17 protein-coding genes are annotated in these 19451 nt (G+C 61.9%); 12 read left to right on the plus strand and 5 right to left on the minus strand.

Features of this window, described 5'->3' with window-relative positions:
* Positions 1–39: 39 nt before the first annotated feature.
* On the minus strand, positions 40–981 hold the full coding sequence (locus NCT04_RS31995) for a hydroxymethylglutaryl-CoA lyase (RefSeq protein ID WP_250469850.1): 942 nt from the start codon (positions 979–981) through the stop codon (positions 40–42).
* A complete protein-coding gene (locus tag NCT04_RS32000; RefSeq protein ID WP_284509484.1) occupies positions 974–2443 on the minus strand; it encodes a hydroxymethylglutaryl-CoA reductase, degradative in 1470 nt (489 codons plus the stop codon). The genes NCT04_RS31995 and NCT04_RS32000 overlap by 8 nt, the downstream gene beginning before the upstream one ends.
* Between NCT04_RS32000 and NCT04_RS32005 the strand changes: the two genes are divergently transcribed.
* The 9 genes from NCT04_RS32005 (at position 2435) to NCT04_RS32045 (ending at position 11483) form a co-directional block, all read left to right on the plus strand.
* Positions 2435–3829, plus strand: coding sequence for an aminotransferase-like domain-containing protein (locus tag NCT04_RS32005; RefSeq protein ID WP_250469852.1), 1395 nt, complete (start codon positions 2435–2437; stop codon positions 3827–3829). The two genes, NCT04_RS32000 and NCT04_RS32005, sit on opposite strands and share 9 nt — an antisense overlap.
* Positions 3830–4158: 329 nt before the next feature.
* A complete protein-coding gene (locus tag NCT04_RS32010; RefSeq protein ID WP_250469853.1) occupies positions 4159–4446 on the plus strand; it encodes a DUF6723 family protein in 288 nt (95 codons plus the stop codon).
* Positions 4447–4577: 131 nt separating this feature from the next.
* On the plus strand, positions 4578–5789 hold the full coding sequence (locus NCT04_RS32015) for a DUF2252 domain-containing protein (protein ID WP_244831788.1): 1212 nt from the start codon (positions 4578–4580) through the stop codon (positions 5787–5789).
* A gap of 237 nt (positions 5790–6026) precedes the next feature.
* Positions 6027–6230 carry a cold-shock protein gene (locus tag NCT04_RS32020; protein ID WP_244831789.1) on the plus strand — a complete coding sequence of 68 codons (204 nt, stop codon included), beginning with the start codon at positions 6027–6029 and terminating at the stop codon, positions 6228–6230.
* Positions 6231–6454: 224 nt separating this feature from the next.
* Entirely contained in the window at positions 6455–6673 is a 219-nt protein-coding gene (locus tag NCT04_RS32025) for a hypothetical protein (protein WP_250469854.1), read from the plus strand.
* Between the two features lie 128 nt (positions 6674–6801).
* Positions 6802–7185, plus strand: a complete 384-nt coding sequence (locus NCT04_RS32030; protein WP_284507892.1) for a DUF2946 domain-containing protein — start codon at positions 6802–6804, stop codon at positions 7183–7185.
* A gap of 204 nt (positions 7186–7389) precedes the next feature.
* Positions 7390–9486 (plus strand): TonB-dependent receptor family protein, encoded by a 2097-nt coding sequence (locus NCT04_RS32035; RefSeq protein ID WP_250469856.1) that lies wholly within the window; start codon positions 7390–7392, stop codon positions 9484–9486.
* A 10-nt stretch (positions 9487–9496) separates the two neighbouring features.
* The gene (locus tag NCT04_RS32040; protein WP_250469857.1) at positions 9497–9898 is read left to right on the plus strand and encodes a DUF2946 domain-containing protein; all 402 of its coding nucleotides are present in this window, start codon (positions 9497–9499) and stop codon (positions 9896–9898) included.
* A 109-nt stretch (positions 9899–10007) separates the two neighbouring features.
* Positions 10008–11483 (plus strand): PepSY-associated TM helix domain-containing protein, encoded by a 1476-nt coding sequence (locus NCT04_RS32045; RefSeq protein WP_250469858.1) that lies wholly within the window; start codon positions 10008–10010, stop codon positions 11481–11483.
* 14 nt (positions 11484–11497) lie between these two features.
* On the opposite strand, the gene NCT04_RS32050 is transcribed toward NCT04_RS32045, so the two are convergent.
* The gene (locus NCT04_RS32050; RefSeq protein ID WP_244831795.1) at positions 11498–12319 is read right to left on the minus strand and encodes an alpha/beta hydrolase; all 822 of its coding nucleotides are present in this window, start codon (positions 12317–12319) and stop codon (positions 11498–11500) included.
* Positions 12320–12761: 442 nt separating this feature from the next.
* Between NCT04_RS32050 and NCT04_RS32055 the strand changes: the two genes are divergently transcribed.
* The gene (locus NCT04_RS32055) at positions 12762–13736 is read left to right on the plus strand and encodes a ferritin-like domain-containing protein (protein ID WP_244831796.1); all 975 of its coding nucleotides are present in this window, start codon (positions 12762–12764) and stop codon (positions 13734–13736) included.
* A 240-nt stretch (positions 13737–13976) separates the two neighbouring features.
* On the opposite strand, the gene NCT04_RS32060 is transcribed toward NCT04_RS32055, so the two are convergent.
* Entirely contained in the window at positions 13977–15947 is a 1971-nt protein-coding gene (locus tag NCT04_RS32060) for a hybrid sensor histidine kinase/response regulator (RefSeq protein WP_250469859.1), read from the minus strand.
* Between the two features lie 293 nt (positions 15948–16240).
* On the opposite strand from NCT04_RS32060, the gene NCT04_RS32065 reads away from it, so the two are divergent.
* Complete coding sequence (locus NCT04_RS32065) at positions 16241–17113, plus strand: cytochrome c oxidase assembly protein (RefSeq protein ID WP_250469860.1); 873 nt, start codon at positions 16241–16243, stop codon at positions 17111–17113.
* Here NCT04_RS32065 and NCT04_RS32070 read toward each other — a convergent pair.
* Positions 17103–18170: a LacI family DNA-binding transcriptional regulator gene (locus NCT04_RS32070; protein WP_250469861.1), complete on the minus strand. Its 1068-nt coding sequence runs from the start codon at positions 18168–18170 to the stop codon at positions 17103–17105. The two genes, NCT04_RS32065 and NCT04_RS32070, sit on opposite strands and share 11 nt — an antisense overlap.
* 99 nt (positions 18171–18269) lie before the next feature.
* Between NCT04_RS32070 and NCT04_RS32075 the strand changes: the two genes are divergently transcribed.
* Positions 18270–19448, plus strand: coding sequence for a phytanoyl-CoA dioxygenase family protein (locus tag NCT04_RS32075; RefSeq protein ID WP_250469862.1), 1179 nt, complete (start codon positions 18270–18272; stop codon positions 19446–19448).
* Positions 19449–19451 lie beyond the last annotated feature (3 nt).

Raw genomic sequence — 19451 nt, forward strand, 5'->3', positions numbered from 1 at the left:
CCTCCTTATACGGAGTTCGTATCGTATTGATGTCGTGCGTCAAACCTTGCGCGCCGCGCTTTCCCGCTGGCGTTTGCCCTCCAGTGCACGCGCCACGCGCGACGATGTTGCGCGTCCGAGCGCTGCCGAAATGAACGCGCCCGCATCCGCAAGTTTGTCGAGGTCGATGCCCGTCGTCATGCCCATGCCTTCGCACAGGTAGACGATGTCCTCGGTCGCGACATTGCCCGTCGCGCCCGGCGAATAAGGGCATCCGCCAATACCGGATACCGAGCTGTCGAAGGTCGCCACGCCGCGTTGCAGCGCGGCCAGCACGTTGGCGGCACCCATGCCCCACGTGTCGTGAAAGTGGCCGGCGAGCGCCTGCAGCGGAACCTGCGCGGCGCACGCGTCGAGCATGGCTTGCGTCTTGAGCGGCGTGCCCGCACCGATGGTGTCGCCTAGGCTGATCTCGTAGCAGCCGAGATCGTAAAGCCGTTTGGCGACGCGCGCGACCGCTTCCGGCGCGATTTCGCCTTCGAACGGGCAGCCGAGCACGCACGACACATAGCCGCGCACGCGCACGCCTGCCTCGCGCGCCGCGCCGATCACCGGCTCGAAGCGCGCGATGCTTTCGTCGATCGAGCAGTTGATGTTCTTCTGCGAGAACGACTCGGACGCCGCCGCGAACACCGCGACTTCATCCGCGTGTGCGGCGAGCGCGGCTTCGAGTCCCTTGAGATTCGGCACGAGCGCGGCGAGCGTCGTACCCGTGCGGCGCGCGGACGGCAACACGCGCTCGAGCACTTGCGCGCCATCGGCCATTTGCGGCACCCATTTCGGCGAGACGAACGACGCGGCTTCGACATAGCGCACGCCAGCATCGATCAGACGCTCGATCAGTTCGGCCTTCACCGTTGCCGAGACAGGCGACGGTTCGTTTTGCAAGCCATCGCGCGGACCGACTTCGACGATCCGCACGCGCTTCGGAAGCTCATGCATCGCGCGGCCCCTGCAGCAGGCTCATGCCGTAGTCGACGCTCACGTTGCGCGCGGCGACCATCTTCTTTACGACCCAGTCGATATCCGCGCCGCTCGCGCCCGCCGCCAGCGCAATATTGCGCGCGTGCAGCGCCATGTGGCCGCGCTGGATGCCTTCCGTGGAAAGCGCGCGCAACGCGCCCATGTTCTGTGCGAGGCCGACGGCCACGGCGATTTCGCCGAGATCCTGCGCCGATTCGACTTGCATGATCTTCAACGCGAGCCGCGCGAGCGGATGCGTCTTGGTCGCGCCCCCGACGAGCCCCACGGGCATCGGCATTTCGATGGTGCCGACGAGGTCGCCGTTGTTCGCCACCTCCCACGTGGTCAGCGACGTATAGCGGCCGCCGCGGCTCGCATAGGCATGCGCGCCCGCTTCGACCGCGCGCCAGTCGTTGCCGGTCGCGACGATCACCGGATCGATACCGTTCATGATGCCCTTGTTATGCGTCGCGGCGCGATACGGATCGATGGCGGCGAAGAGATAGGCATCGACCACACCGGCGATCACGTCTTCGCCCGAATACTCCTTCGTTTGCAGCGTGGCGGCGCTGTAGCGCACGGAGGCGCGCGCAAGCCGCAAGTCCGCGAGATTCGAGAGGATACGCAACCGCACCTTGCCGCCCGTGATTTCCTCGATACGCCCGGCTACGGTTTCGGCCATCGTGTTGACGGTGTTGGCGCCCATGGCGTCGCGAACATCGACGATCAGATGCGCGACGACCATCGCGCCGCGCGGCGTATCCGGAAACACGTGTACTTCGATATCGCGGCAACCGCCGCCAAGACCGATCAGCACCTTGTCGCGTGCGTTCGCCATCTCGATCAACTCGTCGCGATGCTTGAGGATAGCGAGACGCGCGCCGTACGGGTCCGACACGCCGACCACCTGCACCTGCGCGCGCATCAGCGGACCGGTGCTCGACGTGCGAAAGCCGCCTTCCACGCGCGCGAGCTTCGCCATATAAGAGGCTGCGGCGACGATAGACGGCTCTTCCACCGCCATCGGCACCAGCACGTCGCGACCGTTGATCTGAAAGTAGCCTGCGACGGCCATCGGCAACTCGAACGTGCCGATCACGTTTTCGATCATGCCGTCCGCCGTTTCGAGCGGCAGCGCGCCGGGCGTGTTCAGTAGCGCGTGCTCGGCGTCGTCCATGCCAGTCGCCTGGGCAATATGGCTCAGGCGCTGCGCGGGTGACATCGCGCGAAAGTTGGGCAATTGCGAATCTGTCATGTGTCTTCCTCTTATCTCTTTCGATGGATGTCCGTTCCGTTGTCCGCGAAGCTTGCGGGCGTGCGGCGGTTGGGCGAATAATAGGCTTGCTGTACCCAATGGAAAGGTACAATTCGAGAAGACAGCGCGCGTACTGTACCCATGACAGACGCGAACATGCGACAAGAGGAAGATGCAATGCGCCATGAGAAGCCCAGCCTGTCAGGAACACTGGCGGACAATCTGGCCAGACAGATCGAGGACGGGCTCCTGCGCGCCGGCGACAAACTGCCTTCCATCAGGGAATACGCTGAGGCGAACGGTTGCTCGAAAAACACCGTCATCAGCGCGTTCGACGCGTTGACTGCGCGCGGTCTGATCGAACCGAGACGCGGCGCGGGCTTTTTCGTCGCGAGCGTCGCCGGGCAGCAACCACCGGATGAAGACGCGCCCACACTCGATCGCGCGATGGATTCCGTCTGGCTCATGCGCGAACAGTTGCAGAGCAAGCCCGACTTTCTCAACGTGGGCGAAGGCTTTCCGCCCGTCGCGTGGCTCGAAGAGACGCGGCTCGATCACTTTCATCAGCGCGTGGTGCGCACGGGCGTCGCGTCGCTCTTTCGGTACGGCAGCCGCTTCGGTTATCTGCCGTTGCGCCAACATTTGCAGCAAAAGCTGGCCGGATACGAGATCGAGGCCGCGCCGCCGCAGATCGTCCTCACGCATGGCGCGAATCAGGCCATGGACATGGTCGTGCGTTACTTCGTGCGCGCGGGCGACACGGTTCTCGTCGATGACCCCGGTTACTACGCGCTCTTCGGCAAGCTCAAACTCTCGGGCGCGAATATCGTCGGCGTGCCGCGCGGTGTGGACGGGCCCGATATCGTGGCGCTCGAAGAGCAGCTCAAGACGCATCGTCCGAAGCTCTTCTTCACGCAATCGGTCGGCCATAATCCGACCGCGACCGATATCAGCGCGGCCAAGGCCCATCGCATCTTGCGGCTTGCCGAAGCGCACGATCTGATCGTCGTCGAAAACGATGCCCTCGCCGATCTCAAGCCGCGCTCGGCCACGCGCATCTGCGCGCTCGATCAATTGCGGCGCACGATCTATGTCGGCAGCTTTTCGAAGTCGGTATCGGCAGCACTGCGGGTCGGCTTTCTGGCGTGCGGCGCGGATCTGGCAAGCGATCTGGCCGACGTGAAAATGCTCACGCACGTCAGCAGCTCGGAATACTGCGAACGCACGCTAGACGCCATCGTCAGCGACGGTCATTTCCTGCGGCATACCAATCGCCTGCAAGACCGGCTGCGGCGCGCGACGGCCAACGGCGTCGAAGTGCTCACGCGTTGCGGCGCGACGCTTTACAAGGTGAGCGATCAAAGTCTGTACCTGTGGGCCAGGCTGCCCGGTTGCGACGACTCCATCGCCTTCGCACGCGAGATGCTCGACAAGCACGTGATTCTCGCGCCCGGCACCATTTTCTCGGCGCACGCGAATAGCGTCTCGCCGTGGTTCCGCTTCAACGTCGGCTATCTCGGCGATCCGCGCTTCGAAAAGGCGATGGAACGGTTTGCGGGCCACGCGAAGTAACGGCACGTTCCGCGTCGCACGTTACGTGGCATTCGCGTTTGTCCGTGCAGCATTTGGCCATAACCGCGCCCGTCATCCTTCCCTGGTCCACCAAGCTTATCGACCCGTTGCTTGCGCCATAAGCGTCGCGTTGAGCGGATACCGCTTTCTTTCATCCAGTCGGAACCGGCACGACAAGGCGGCCGATGACTGGAACGGTTAGTGCTGAGTAGTCAGTACTCGCACCGCTCGTCGGGAAGATCGACAAACCCGAGCGGCGCGATGCTCAAACCGTTGCCCCGGTGTCCGGCTGCTTCCCGGCGAGCCCTCGTACGCTACCGATGAAGATCATGACTGGACGAAGACCGAAGCTCGTGCTTTCCCCCTCCCGCTATACCGTTCCCGCGCCTGGCGTCAGCGCCGGCGACTTCGAAATTTATGCGTCTTACCGCGGCTCGCCCACCTCCGGGTTTTTCGGCACGCTCAAAGTCGTCAGAAAGACCGACGGCCGTCTGCTCTTTCCGTTCGATGGCGCCGAAACCATTGGTCCATATAGCAAGAAGGACGAAGCCGTCAACGCCGCATCGGCGCGCGGCAGCGAAATCGTCCAGGCGGATATCCGCATTCCGGAGATGTAATCCGCGTATGCCGCTCAGGCACACGGTGTGCGATTGCATCGCTTCGAAAACGACATGGCGCGCCGGATGATCGGCAGCCAGCGTCGAATCGCGCTCGATGCGCCCGTTCTGCCCACGACTACTTGCTCCACATGCTCAAACCTAAAACCAAGGTGCCTGATTCCGAAAGCCGTCAGGACATCCTGAAGCTCAAGCGCAACGCCAAGATGGCGCGCTCGACGCACGCCTATGTGCGCGGTAACACGATCAAGTTTTACGACTGGCTCGAAGAAGCCGAGATTCGCAGTTTGCCGCACGGTCCGGCCATCTGGATTTGCGGCGATTGTCATACCGGGAATCTCGGCCCGATCGCGGACGCGAAAGGGAAGATCGAAATCCAGATACGCGATCTGGACCAGACGGTTATCGGCAATCCCGCGCACGATTTGATCCGGCTTGGCTTGTCGCTCGCGACGGCCGCGCGCGGATCGGCGCTGCCCGGCGTTACGACCATCAACATGATCGAAGCGCTGTTCGCGGGTTACGCCGAAGCCTTCGACAAGGATAGCGATGCCAATTCCGTGCGCAGGCCCGAAGTCGTGCGCGTGGTGATGCGCGAAGCGGTACGCCGTTCGTGGAAGCATCTTGCCCGCGAGCGGCTCGACGACGTGCAGCCCACCATTCCATTCGGCAACCGTTTCTGGCCGATCAGCAAGAAAGAGCGCGCCGAAATCGTATCGCTCTTCGAAAAGGCCAGCGTGACGCAACTCGCGACGAGCCTGCGCGGACGCCCGGATACCGGCGAAGTCACGGTGCTCGACGCCGCCTACTGGGTCAAGGGTTGTAGCTCGCTCGGACGTCTGCGCTACGCCGTGCTGCTGGATGTCGACGGCGGCGTGATCGAAGGCGACGATCTGTGCATCATGGACATCAAGGAAGGCGTCAAGGCCGCCGCGCCGCGCTATCCCGGCACGTCGATGCCGCGCGATCACGCCGAACGCGTCGTGGAAGGCGCGCGCCATCTCTCGCCTCATCTCGGCGAACGCATGCGCGCCGCGAGTCTGCAGGGACGGCCGGTAATCCTGCGCGAATTGTTGCCGCAGGATTTGAAGCTGGAGATCGAGCAGATCGGACAAACGGAGGCGATGGAAGTCGCGCGTTATCTCGCGCTCGTCGTCGGTCAAGCGCACGCGCGCCAAATGGACAAGAACACCCGCCGCAGCTGGCTTTCGGAGCTACGGCGCACGAAGACCAAATCGATCGACGCGCCGTTGTGGCTTTGGAGCAGCATCGTCGAACTCGTGGGCAGTCACGAAACCGGCTATCTCGAACATTGCCGGCGCTACGCGCTTGCGGCAGCCTGAGCATGGGTTGCGGGCGGGTTCGGAGCCGGGTTTTTGGACCTCCGGTCCGCCTTTTATTCACGGTGACAAATATATACTTGACTAAAATATGTGGAATTGTGATAATCCGTTCTGAAGTTCAAGAAGTTGATTGCTGCTCATCAATAGTGCGTTTTCCGCGGTATTCGTTGTCCATTCCCTCCTTGCAGCTTCGCTGTTTCAAAGCAATTTTCATCCAAATTTTTTCCAAGGAATATCATGGATACCGGTACCGTCAAGTGGTTTAACGACACCAAGGGCTTCGGCTTTATCAGCCCGGATAACGGCGGCGACGACCTCTTCGCCCATTTTTCCGAAATCCGTTCGGAAGGCTTCAAGACCCTGGTCGAAGCACAGAAGGTAAGCTTCGAAACGAAGCGCGGCCCGAAGGGCATGCAAGCTTCGAACATCACGCCGCTGTAAGCTCCAAGTAGCTTCGTAGCGTGAGGACCCGGGAAACCGGGTCCTTTTTTATATCAGTTGGGTTTTAGTTGAGCCTCGCAGTCCAAATCTCGCAGTCCAGATTTTCTCCCGCGCAGTTCATCAAACAGGCTAATTCGCCTGACATCCTTCAGTTTTCGTTTTTGCGGCATTAGTCCGCTGACTTTCCGTGTTTATTGCCGGAAGGCCTCTTCATTAAAATTAAAATGGCACATTCTCAAAACTACCGCGGTTATGCGGTATATCCGTCCGCGCACCGTTTGCGCGATCAAAGCTTCTCGGCGAATCTCCTCCTCGAGCGTTCCGACGAAGATCCCATCGACACGCAGTATCGTTTTTATTCGCTCGGCTATTTTTCGAAAGAAGCCGACGCCGTGAATTTCTCACGCATCTGGGCACGCGACTGGATCGACGCGCGCGGCTAATCCAGCCTGCGACATGGATCCACGCAGCATTTCTTATAGCGGGAATTTTTCACGCTAGCGGCGTGTAAAGACAGTTAGCCGGATGGCATAATCGGCTGACTTTCATCTGCCTCCCCGCCTGGGCCTCCATGCGCAGCCGCACTCATCAACGAACGGGTTCTCTGCTGGCATTGCTTGCAATGCTGCTGATTACGTTCGCGCCGATGGTCTCGCAGCTGATTGCCGCCAATACGCATAACGGCATCCCGCTCGCCGAATTGTGTTCGGCACATGCGGCATCGAGCGATGCTGCTTCCGGTCATCACTCGCCCGACGCGCTCTCGCAATTCGACGGCAAAGCGTGTGGCTATTGTCACTTCTTCGCGCATACACCCGTCGTACCGGGCGCAAGCGCGAGCTTCGCGCTCGATGTTCCCGCAGCACGCGGTATCGCGGTCGCACGGACCGAGATCGAGCGTCCCGCACAGCCGTTCACCACCGCGCAACCGCGCGCGCCTCCCGTTCTGATCTGACTTCGTTCCGCCAACGCAATGCCGCACCGCCGTGAGGTGTTGCGCGGTCTCGCACGTTCATCTGTTCGTGCGAGTCCCGATCAATCGAACTCGGAGATGAACCATGTTCACCACATTCGAACGTGGCGGCGCTTTGCCGTCCACGCGTCATACGCACGTCCCCGCCGGGACGTCTTCCGCGTCTTCCGCACGGGGGACGCGATCATGAGACGACTTGCCAGAAAGGGCGCGCTGATGACAGGCATGACGGCGCTCTTCGCGACGCGCGCCATTGCGCAGACGCCGCAAGACGACGCGACCGCCACGCTTCCCGCAGTCATCGTCCAGGGCCAGTCCGCGAACTCGCTGACATCGCAAACTGTCGTCAAGCAAAAGCAGACGCTCGATCAGACCGTCGGCTCCGTGGGCTTCGTGGATAGCGCCGATTACCGCGACACCTACGCGTTCACGTTGCGCGACGTGCTCAAGAACGTGCCCGGCGTGTTCGTGCAGACGCGCTACGGACAAGAGTTGCGCTTGTCGATTCGCGGCTCGGGCATCGCACGCGGCTATCACACGCGCGGCCTCGAAATTCTTCAGGACGGCATTCCCACCAATCTCGCCGATGGCAGCGGCGACTACTACCAGATCGACCCGCTCGCGCTGCAATCCGCCGAAGTCTATAAAGGCGGCAACGGTCTCGCGTATGGCTCGTCGACGCTCGGCGGCGCCATCGATTTCCTCACGCCCACCGCCTACACGGCGGATGCGCCCAACATCGTGCGGCTGGAAGGCGGCAGTTACGGCACCATCCGGGGCAGCGCGCAGTTCTCGCGCGTGGTCGGGCCGCTGGACTTCATCGGCACTTTCTCGGTGAATCATGCGGACGGTTATCGCGATCACGATCGCGGCCAGTACGAGCAGTTCAACGCGAATATCGGTTATAAATTTTCGCCCGATGTCGAAACGCGCTTCTATCTCGGCGCGTACATCATCGATCAGCAACTGCCCGGCACGCTGTCGCTAAGCGATGCCCTGAACAATCCCACGAAGGCTTCCGCGAGCGCGCTTGCCGGCGATCAGGCGCGCGACACGCGCACCGAGCGCATTGCCAATCGCACGACGGTCAAGCTCGATGTCGGACAGCTCGATTTCGTCACGTGGGCCATTCACAAGAGCCTTTATCACCCGATCTTCCAGGTGATCGATCAGGATGGCTGGACCTACGGCTTCGCGCCGCGTTATACGGCGACCATCGACGTGGGCGGCATGCGCAACGATGTGATCGCGGGCGCGCGTTTCTTCGGCGGCAACACCCAGGCGCGGCAGTACGTGAACGTGTCGGGCGAGCGCGGCACGCAAACGCTCGACTCGACGCAAAGCGCCTATAACTACGAAGCGTATGTCGAAGACCGGCTCTTCTTTCTGCCGACCTTCGCCGTGATGGCTGGCTTCAAGGCGCTGCGCGACGTGCGCAAATATGTCGATCATGGCGGTCTCGCCGCCGATCCGAACTACAAGTCGGCGAGCGAGAATTTCAGCGGCGTGAATCCGAAGCTCGGCCTGCTGTGGCAACCGAACAAGGACATTCAGGCATTCGTGGATGTCACGCGCAGCCAGGATGTTCCGGACTTCACCGACCTCACGCAGACCTTCTCGAACACCACGCGCTTCACGCCGCTGGCATCGCAACATGCATGGACGCTCGAGATCGGCACGCGCGGCACGCGCGATCGCGTGAGTTGGGACCTGACCGCATATCGCTCGCTCGTGCGCGATCAGCTGCTTCAATACACGACCGATCCCGACATTCCCGCCTCCACGTTCAACGCCAACAAGACCGTGCTGCAGGGCATCGAGGCGGGTGTATCGGTGGATGTGCTGCGCGACATCACGCATGCCGGCGCGGGCGACAAGATCACGTTGTCCGGGCTCTGGAATCTGAGCGATTTCCGTTTCAAGGACGATCCGCAATACGGCTCCAGCCGCATCGCAGGCGTGCCGGTGAACGTGATCCGCGCGGCGCTCGGCTATTCGCGGCCCAACGGGTTTCATATATCGGCATCGGTGGACTGGGTTCCGGCGGGCGCATGGGCGGACGACGCCAACACCTTGCGCGTGCCCGGTTACACGCTCCTCGGCGTGCAGGCGGGAATGGATTTTCGCAATGGTCTCTCGGTTTTCGTCGATGCGCGCAACTTGACGAACAAGCGTTACGTGAGCGACATCAGCACGGTCGCCGATGCTCGCACGACCTCGAACGCAATCTTCTATCCGGGCGAAGGACGTAGCATTTTCGCGGGCATGCGCTACGCTTTCTAAGGCATCTTCATTGACCCACCGCGACATGCAGAGCCGTTTCTTTCGGACATGGTGCAGCTTGCTGGGATTGCTTGCGATCCTCATGGCAACGCTCGCGCCTACGGTTTCGCAACTCGTCGTCGCCGCGCGCATGCCGGCCATGACGATGGACGCGGACTGCCCGATGGAACGAACGCAATCGATGAGCGACGACGCGGACCACGCGTCTCACTCGCACACCACGATGCCGGATGGACAAGCATGCGGTTATTGCGGCCTGCTTGCGCATGTGCCCTTCATTCCGGGCTTGCCGGTGAGCTTTGCGGTCACCGCTCGCGCCATCGCGCAACTCGTCGCCACGCGTTTTATCAGCACGTTACGCATCGAGCCGCGCACCTCGCGCCATGCGCGCGCCCCGCCCGCTTTCTCCTGAAGCCGATATCCGCTTGATCGATGCCGAACGCCGCGCAGGCATGCGCGCGCATCGCATCGTGATGTCCCGATCCCACGGTACGCCACCGAAAGTGGCATGGAGAAACACAATGCACGCGAAGACCAGCAGCGCCGCCTCGAGTGCGGCCCAGGCGGCCAGCGCATCCCAAGGCAGTTATCGAACGCTATGGCGCTGGCACTTTTACGCGGGGCTCTTCGTGATGCCCTTTCTGATCGTCCTCGCCATCACGGGAACGATCTATTGTTTTCAGCCGCAAATCGAGCCGTTGTTATACAGACAACAAATGGTGGTTGCACCGCGAACCACGCCACGTTTGCCTCCCGATCAACTGATGCACGATGCACGCGCGGCAGTGCCGCATGGCGCGGTCATATCGACAGTGCATGTTCTCGACGATCCTTCTCGCAGCGCCGAATTCGTCTTCAAGCTGCCGAGCGGCGAAAAGGAAAGTGTCTACCTCAATCCGTACACCGGCGCGGTGCTCGGCACGCTAAGCGTCGAGAGCCGGTTCATCCAGCTCGATCGCATGGTGCATCGCAAACTGTTACTCGGCAAGGCTGGCGAGCTGTTGATGGAACTCGCCGCATGCTGGACGCTCGTGATGATCGGCACCGGGGTTGCGTTATGGTGGCCACGCACGAAGACCACCGCGCGCGATGCGCTGCTGCCGCGGCTCTCGCTTAAAGGCCGGCCCTTGTGGAAGAACGTGCATGCGGTGATGGGCATTTGGCTTGCGCTCGGCGCGCTGTTCTTCGTGGTCACGGGTTTGCCGTGGTCGGGCTCGTGGGGCAAAAACTTCAATGCGCTTGCGACGAGCGCGAATATCGGTACGCCGGCGGGCGCTTGGGGCGGCTTGCCCCTGCAATCATCCGTGCCGGGCAAGGCCAGCGTCGCGACCGCTTCGAACAATGCCGGCGAACATCGTCACGACGCCGGCAACGGCGATTCCATGCCCGGCATGGTGATGAGCGATCTACCCTTGACGCAAACACCGTGGGCCGTCACGAACGCCGCTGTTCCCGAGTCGCACGCAGCGGAAGGCGCACGCCTGCCGTTGCAGCGCGTGATGGATATCGCGGCATCGCTTGGCGTGGGAAGCGGCTATGACATCGTGGTGCCATCGACAGCAACGGGCGTCTACACCGTCTCCTGGTTCCCCGCCGATCCGAAACTCGAACGCACCCTCTACGTGGATCAATACAGCGGCGCGGTGCTCAAGGACATCCGCTATCGGGACTATGGCGCAGTTGCGCAGGCGGTTTCGTACGGCACGTCGCTGCACATGGGCCGATACTTCGGCTTTTGGAATCAACTTGCGTGCGCGTCGATTTCGCTCGGCCTCGCGGCAATGGCCGTCACCGGCTTCGTCATGTGGTGGAAGCGTCGTCCGCAACGCACGCTCGGCGCACCGGCGCGTGAGCGACTGGCGCCGCCCATGCGCGCATGGAAGACCGGACTCGCGCTGCTTGGCATCGTATTCCCGTTGATGGGACTCACCATGCTCGCCGTCTGGCTGATGGACCGGCTGATGTTCGATCGCGCGTTTCGCCGCATCGCATCATAAGGACATGACGCGCGTCACTTCGCCGACGCTGCACGGCTTGCGTTGAGTGACGTCTGATCGATGAACGCGGTGACGTCGTCGAGCACTGGTGCAACCTTGATGAGCGGCGACAGCGCGCGCACCGGTCGCCCCACGCTCCCGACGATCATCGCGTGATTGATGCCCGCGTACTGCTTCACCTCGACGCTGTCGCCTGCTTCGTTGGCACGCGCCGCGAACCGGAACGTGTTGCCGGGATCGACCGTTACATCCGACAAACCGACGCCCAGAAAGAGCGGCGGCTCGTGGCCGCTTACATGATTGATCGGCTGGCTCGCCGCTCTGAGACTCGCGGGAAAGATGCTCCTGAGCGCATCGTCCTTCAAGGGCAGGAAATCATATGGACCGGACAACCCTATCGCGCCAGCAAGCGAACTCGTCTCCACGCCATCGGCGGCCAGATAGTGCTTGTCCGTGACGAGCAGCATGACGATATGCGCGCCCGCCGAGTGTCCCATCAGGAAGATGCGCTCAGGGTCTGCGCCGTAGTCTTTCGCATGCGCCTTCGCCCATGCAACGGCAGCAGCCGCGTCCTCGACGAAACCTGGAAAAAGGGTGGACGGATATAAGCGGTAATCGGGAATGACCGTGACGATGCCGCGCGACGCCAGCGCCTCGCCCACGAAGAGGTAGTCACGACGGCTTCCCGATTGCCAGCTTCCGCCATAGAAGAACACGACCATCGGCCGGCCGCGTGGGTTATCCGTGGATGCGCGCGGCACATAGATATCGGCTTCGTGCCTGTCACCTTCTGCATAAGGAACGGCGCGTTGTACATCGAAATCATTGCTTGGCACGAGTGCATTCAGGAGCCTGACGGGACTGCATGCGGTCAGCGCCGACAACACGGCAAAGCAGGAAACGAGCTTGAGCGATAAGCGGCGAGACTGTAGATACGGCATGTCGGATGAAGAAGTTGAAGAGAGCGATTGACGCCACTTACGCTATACGCAAGTGCGTGTCTTGCGGATGCAAAAACATCTTTATTCGAGCACCGTCATGTTTCCCGATGCTCGTCCCGCATCGAGTAAAGAACTCGTCAACCACCGAATAGATGCAAGCATGTGTTACAGCGCGAATCTCTTCGCACGATCTTCAACGTATCCGTCGACGTGGCTGCCAGACATATCGGTCGAGTCTGCTCACCATCGAAACAGTCCGTTGGAGAAGCGCGGCGCATGCCCCTTCGTCCATGCGGAAAACATGTACGCCCATCTACCTGAGATAAAGGAGACTGACATGCTCGAAGATATTGCGGTGACATCGGTGCTCGACCGTCGAGTGGAACGACGTGAAAAGCGGCGCCAGTTCTTTCGGAGTGCTGGTGGCCTGGGACTAGGGCTCGTCGGCGGCACGATTCTCGGCGCCTGCGGGGGCGGCTCGGGCGATAACGCCAATGCCGCAACCGGCCCAACCGATGCCGAGATTCTCAACTTCGCATTGAATCTCGAATATCTCGAAGCAACGTTCTATGCCTACGCAACGACCGGCGCAGGACTCCCCGCCAATCTCATGAGCGGCGTGGGCACGCCAGGCAAGGTCGTGGCCGGACAACAAGTCCAGTTCTCCGATCCCGTCGTCGCCGCTTATGCACGCGAGATTGCCAAGGATGAACTGGAGCACGTGGCGTTCCTTCGCACGGCGTTAGGCGCATCCGCCGTGGCGATGCCCGCGCTCGATGTCGGCGGTGTCGATCCGAACGGGGCCTTCTCGCTCGCGGCCCAAGCGGCGGGCCTGGCTCCGGCTGGCACGGCGTTCAACCCTTATCTGAACGACAACAACTTCCTCCTCGGCGCCTATATATTCGAGGACGTGGGCGTGACCGCTTATAAGGGCGCGTCGCCGCTCATCACGAACAAGACCTATCTGGAAGCGGCAGCGGGCATTCTCGCGGCCGAGGCCTATCACGCGGGTCTCGTTCGCACGGTGCTCTATACGAAGGGAATTCAGACACCGAGCCTCGTGACCGCGACGCAAGCCATTTCCGATGCGCGCGATTCGCTCGATTCATCCAGCGATGTCGATCAGGGTATTGCGGGCGCGTCGTCGCAAATCTCGAACATCGTCCCGCTCGATAGCAACGGCATCGCGTTCAGCCGCTCGTATGACGATGTGCTCAACATCGTTTATCTGAGCAAGGCGGCAGTGAACAAAGGCGGCTTTTTCCCGGCAGGCGTCAACGGCAGTCTGAATATGAGCAGTGCCTTCGTGTAAGTCTTCGCATCACGGGTAGGTTCATCGCGCGGCTCGCTTGAATGGGAGTCGCGCGGAATTGCTTTTACCGCTCAAAGGAGCGCCGAATCATGGGTGACACATCGGTCGGAGACTGGAGAATGCGCGTGCGGCTCAGCGTCGTCGGGTGTTTTCTCGCTGGCGGTGCGCTGTTGCAATGCATGGCGTCGCTGCACTTGTTGCGAGGCGGCTTTTAGCAGATTCGCGCGCCTTCTCGCAAGTTCAGGCGCCGAGCATGGCGCGTACGCGATCAAGCAGCGCCTCCGTCGAAAACGGCTTGGTGAGCATCTGCATGCCTGTATCCAGCGAGTTGTTCGCGGTCGCCGCTTGCGCATAGCCCGTGATGAACAACACCGGCAACGCGGGATGATGCATACGGGCGGCATCGGCCATCTGTCTGCCGTTTAGGCCAGGCAGGCCCACGTCCGTAATCAGCAAGTCGACCGGCGTCTTACTCTGCAAGACAGCGAGCCCCGAGGGACCGTCGTGCGCGGTCATCGTCCTGTAGCCCAGGCGCTCGAATAAATCCTGGAGCACCTGGCGAACGGTTTCGTCGTCATCGACGATGAGGATGGTTTCGCCCGCGCCCGTGCCGATTTCCTTGCGGTGGACCGACGCGTCCGGTGCCGCGTCAGCCTGTTCCATCTCTTCAGGAAGAAACAGTCGCACCACGGTGCCGACGCCGACGCTGCTATCGATGGTCACGAAGCCGCCGGACTGGCCGACGAAGCCATAGACCATCGACAGTCCGAGGCCCGTGCCCTGCCCTAGCGGCTTGGTCGTAAAGAACGGCTCGAACGCCTGATTGACGACGTATTGCGGCATGCCGGAGCCGGTGTCCTTGACCGCGATGCAAACGTACTGTCCAGGGCGCGCATCCTTGTGCATGCGTGCCTCTTTCTCGCTGATCGTCTTGCGCGATGTCTCGATGGACAACGACCCGCCGTCGGGCATGGCGTCGCACGCGTTGATCGCGAGATTGAGCAAGGCGCTTTCGAGCTGGTTCGTATCGCAGAGCACGAAGCACGGCTCGGCATCCGCGACGACGGAAAGCGCGATGGTCTCCTTCGCCATCTGCTGAATCAGGTCTTCGAGCGATACGACGAGCTCGCGAATATCCACCGACTTCGGCGCGAGCGGCTGCCTGCGCGAAAACGCCAGCAGACGATGCGTGAGCCCCGCCGCGCGCTTGGCCGAAGAGATCGCCATCTCGATGAAGCGATCGAGGCCAGCGGTATTGCCTTTCGTGACGAGATGCCGGATGAGTTCGAGCGGTCCGATCACGCCTTGCAGCATGTTGTTGAAGTCGTGCGCGATGCCGCCGGTCAGATGCCCGACCGCTTCCATTTTCTGACTCTGGCGCAGCTGCTGTTCGAGGTCCCGCTGCGAAGTCATGTCGATGCCGACGCCCGTGCGCCGCACCGGCACGCCTGCGTCGTTGAAATGCGTATTGCCGCGCGACAAGACCCAACGGGTAGAACCGTCGGGATGACGAATGCGGTACTCGAGTTCGAGATCGCCGCTGCGCACGAGGCCGCCCGACATCGTGGACTGCAACGCGGCGCGGTCGTCCGGATGGACATTCGCGAGAAATCCCTCGCGCCTGATGCCGCGCGCGGCTTCCTTGGCGTCGATGCCGTAGAGCTCCGACACGGCTGCATCGCAGAAGAAGCAGTCGCTTGCGACCTCATACGTCCACGCGCCCACGCCGCTGACCGCCGACAGCGCAAGCCGCGCGAAGTCTCGAGAATCGTTCAGTGCGATCTCGCGCTCGCGCAGTTCCGTGATGTCGCGCGCCACGATGAAAATGCGTCCGCGCATGCGATCCACTCGACCGTCCAGCAGACGATAACTGTCCGAAGCCGTGCGCATGCGACTTTTGAATTCAGCGGTGGAACCGTCGCGATCGAGCTTTTGCAGTGCATCCAGCGTTTCCTCGCGATCTTCCTCATGCACGAACTCGCCGAGATTCTGGCCGATGATTTCGTCGAGCGACCAGCCGAGATTGCGCGTCCACGCGGGATTGACGTTCGCGAGCGAGCCTTGTTCGTCGGCGACGGCCAATAGATCGCGACTGAGTTGCCACAGCACTTGTTCGTGCGCGTTGTCGCGTGAATTCAGTTGCGCACGCAAGGACTCGATTTCGGCCTGAAGCGCCGCAACGTCCTGATGCGAGGAAGATTCGTCTGTCATCGACTAAAGGCTAAAGGCTTTCAAAAGAAACTCTGCGTGCCGAATGCAAGCGATTCGCCGACGATAATACCGTTTTGTCGGCAACGTGAAGGCGTGCGTCGCGGCAACCGACGAGTTTAAGCGGATATGGGTTTTCGCGCGGGATTCGGCCGGCGCGTGGCGCGACTTACCGTCGCATGCAATCGATGTCATACGGCGCGTTCGCGTCGAATATGCGGCGGCGGTCAGCAGAATTCAAGGCGCGGTTGATACCATGCACGCCATTGCACACTCGCACTCTCGCCTGTCTTCTTATGTCGCTCATCAGTTTGCTCGAACCGTGGGAGCCGTCGTACGCGCTGGTTGCCGTGTTTATCGTCGTGGCCGGGCTGTTTGCGCGCGGCGCGCGAAAGGCGCGCATGAGCGTGGCGCGGCGCATCGCGTTTTGGACCGGACTCGTCCTCTTCTACGTCGCGCTGCACACGAAAGTGGACTACTACGCCGAGCATCAGTTCTTCGTGCATCGGTTGCAGCATCTCGTGCTGCATCATCTGGCGCCGCTCGTTCTCATGGCTTCGTATCCGGGCGCCGCGCTGCGTGCGGGCCTGCCGTTCGCCTGGCGGCCCCTGCTACGGAACTGGCAACGCAGTCGCGGCGCGCGTCTGCTCGGAGCGGTACTGCTGAATCCGACGGTCATCGGCATGGCGTTCATCGTGTCGGTGCTCGTGTGGCTGCTGCCTTCAATCCAATTCGTGTCGATGCTCGACTGGCGCATTTATCGCTTCATGAACTGGTCCGTCGCGATCAGCGGACTCATGTACTGGTGGATGATCCTCGATCATCGCCCGAGCCCGCCGAGCCGCGCGCGGCCTGGCTTGCGCGTGCTGTCGCCCGTCATCACCATGACGCCGCAAATTCTGGCGGGTGCGTTGATCACCTTCAGCTCGCGCGATCTCTACCCAGTGTTCGAAGTTTGCGGTCGCGCGTTCACGTCCGTTCCGCCCGCGCTCGATCAGAGCCTCGGCGGACTCATCATGTGGGTGCCAGCCGCCGTACTGGAAACCGTCGGCGCGATGATGGCGCTGCGCTTGATGATGCGTCTGTCGAACTCGCCGCGCGAAAAGGCGCGTCAGGCATCGAGGAGAAGGTCGGCACGACAGGACCGCGTTCACCCGGTCACACGCTAGGCCGCGTGCCCGTGTTTGCAGAAAAGCGCGACGCCACGAAGGCCGGGATGTTTTCGGGCGTGACCACCACGACCGACGACGACAGCGCCACGCCCGAAGCAGGAAGCAGCTTGTGAAACTGCATCACGTGCTGGCAGGCCGAACGCATGTCTTGCCGAAGATCGTGGTGCAGCACAGCGGAGATCGCGCCCTCGCGCAGCAGATGCGTGTTCTCCCGGTCCAGATCGTGCGCGACGAAACACTTCGGCCGAAGCCCCAATGCTTTGAGCGCTCGGAGTATCGCGACATTGCCGCCGCCGATCGAATAGACCGCCGCGATTTTTTGGCCACCGCCGACAGCCTGCCTCACGCGTTCTTCCGTCGCCGCGTCGAGACCGTGGCCACCGCTGGCATCGATCAAGGCGAGCCGCGGGTTGCGCGCGCGTAGTGCCTGCCGGAAGCTCAGTTCGCGTTCCTCTTCGCCGCGAAAACGTTCGTGGCTCAACGTGACGAGCACATTGCCCGGCCGCCGACCCAGCCACTGTCCGATGAGATACGCCGCCGTGGCGCCTGCCGCGCGGTTATCGAGGCCCGCGTAGGTGATTCGGCCAGACGACGGGATGTCGGTGAAAACCGTCACCACCGGAATGCCACACGACTGAAGCTCGGCAATCGCGCTCGCAATCTCCGGCACATCGCGCGCTTTCAGGAAGACGCCGTGACTGCCCCGGCGCGCGATGTCGCGCAGCGCCTGAACCACCTCGGACGCAACCATGCTTTCGCGCATGAGATAGCGCATACGGAACACGGCCGGATGCAGGCCCGGCACTTCGGCTTCCAGCGCCTCGCGAATCTCGTCGGCGAATCGGCGCGGCGCTTCCACGACGACATCGACGACGATCTTGCGGCCCGTCGTCGCCAGCTGGAATTGCTGCTGTTCCAGTTCCCTGATCGCCTGTTCGATACGCCGCCGCGTATGTTCGCGCACGTGCGCCCGCCCGTTCAGCGCGCGGTCCACGGTGGCGGTGCCGACACCCGCCTGAAGCGCGATTTCCTTGATCAGAAACGGGTGAGACATGGCTTCGCGTCCCGGCGTTTTGATGTGTTTTTGATGTTTCGATGATAACGCAGCCCGCGTCGATAAGACTAAGCTTGTCGCCAGAGTGGAGGAGACACCATGACGTCGGCGCAGCGGTCGGGCTGGTATCGGGAAGAGGATTGTTCGGTGAGCGACTTCGTGGCGCAGGTCGAAGCCGCGGATGACATTGAAGCGCTCGAGTACTGCGCCGAAGTGCGCGAGCGCATCCCTGTTTATGCGTGCCCCGAACTCGAGAACGTGCTCGGCGATGCCGCGCGTCGCCAGTCCTTGCTCGCGGAATGGGCGCACGTGCTGTCGAAGGGCGCGGGTGTTTTCGTGCTTCGGGAAGCGTATGCGGATACCGCGCCCATCGACGAAGCTACCGAAGTCTTCGAAGCAATCATTCGCGAGGAACGCGCTGCGGGCGGCGGCAAGGCGGACCACTTCGCCAAGGCCGGAGCGAACGACCGCATCTGGAACGCACAGGAAAAGCTCTGCATGAAAGCGCCAGCCGTCTTCGCTCGATACTTCGCCAACCCCGTGATCGCGGCTGCATCGGAAGCGTGGCTGGGGCCGGGTTATCAGATGACATCGCAAGTGAATGTCGTGCGGCCGGGCGGTGCGGCGCAGCAGGCGCATCGCGACTTCCACCTCGGTTTCCTCACGGTCGACGAGGCGCAGCGCGTTCCCGCGCACGTTCACGCAATGTCGCCGTTTCTCACTTTGCAAGGCGCGGTTGCGCATGGCGACATGCCGGTTGAAAGCGGTCCCACCAAGCTGCTGCCCTGTTCGCAGCGCTATGCCGAAGGCTACGTCGCGTGGCGGCGGCAAGACTTCCGCGACTACTTCGAAGCGAACTTCGTGCAGTTGCCGCTGAAAAAGGGCGATGCAATCTTCTTCAGCCCCGCGCTATTTCATGCGGCCGGCTCGAACCGGACCACGGACGTTCAGCGCATGGCGAATCTGCTACAGGTGTCGTCGGCGTATGGACGTGCGATGGAGTCGCTCGACCGCAACCGCATGTGCGCCGCGCTTTATTCCGTGCTGCGCGAGATGCGTGCCGAAGGACGCATCACGAATACGGAAACGCGGACGATCATCGCTTCCTGCGCGGAAGGCTACGCGTTCCCGACGAACCTCGATCTCAATCCGCCGCTCAACGGTCTTGCGCCGGCCACACAGCAGGATCTGTTCAACCAGGCAATCGAAGAAGCCTGGTCCGCGCAACGGTTCGATGACGCGCTCACCCACTACGCGTCGCTCGGGCGCACCGCTTGACCT

This window comes from Caballeronia sp. GAFFF2, from assembly GCF_023631485.1.
Lineage (GTDB): Bacteria > Pseudomonadota > Gammaproteobacteria > Burkholderiales > Burkholderiaceae > Caballeronia.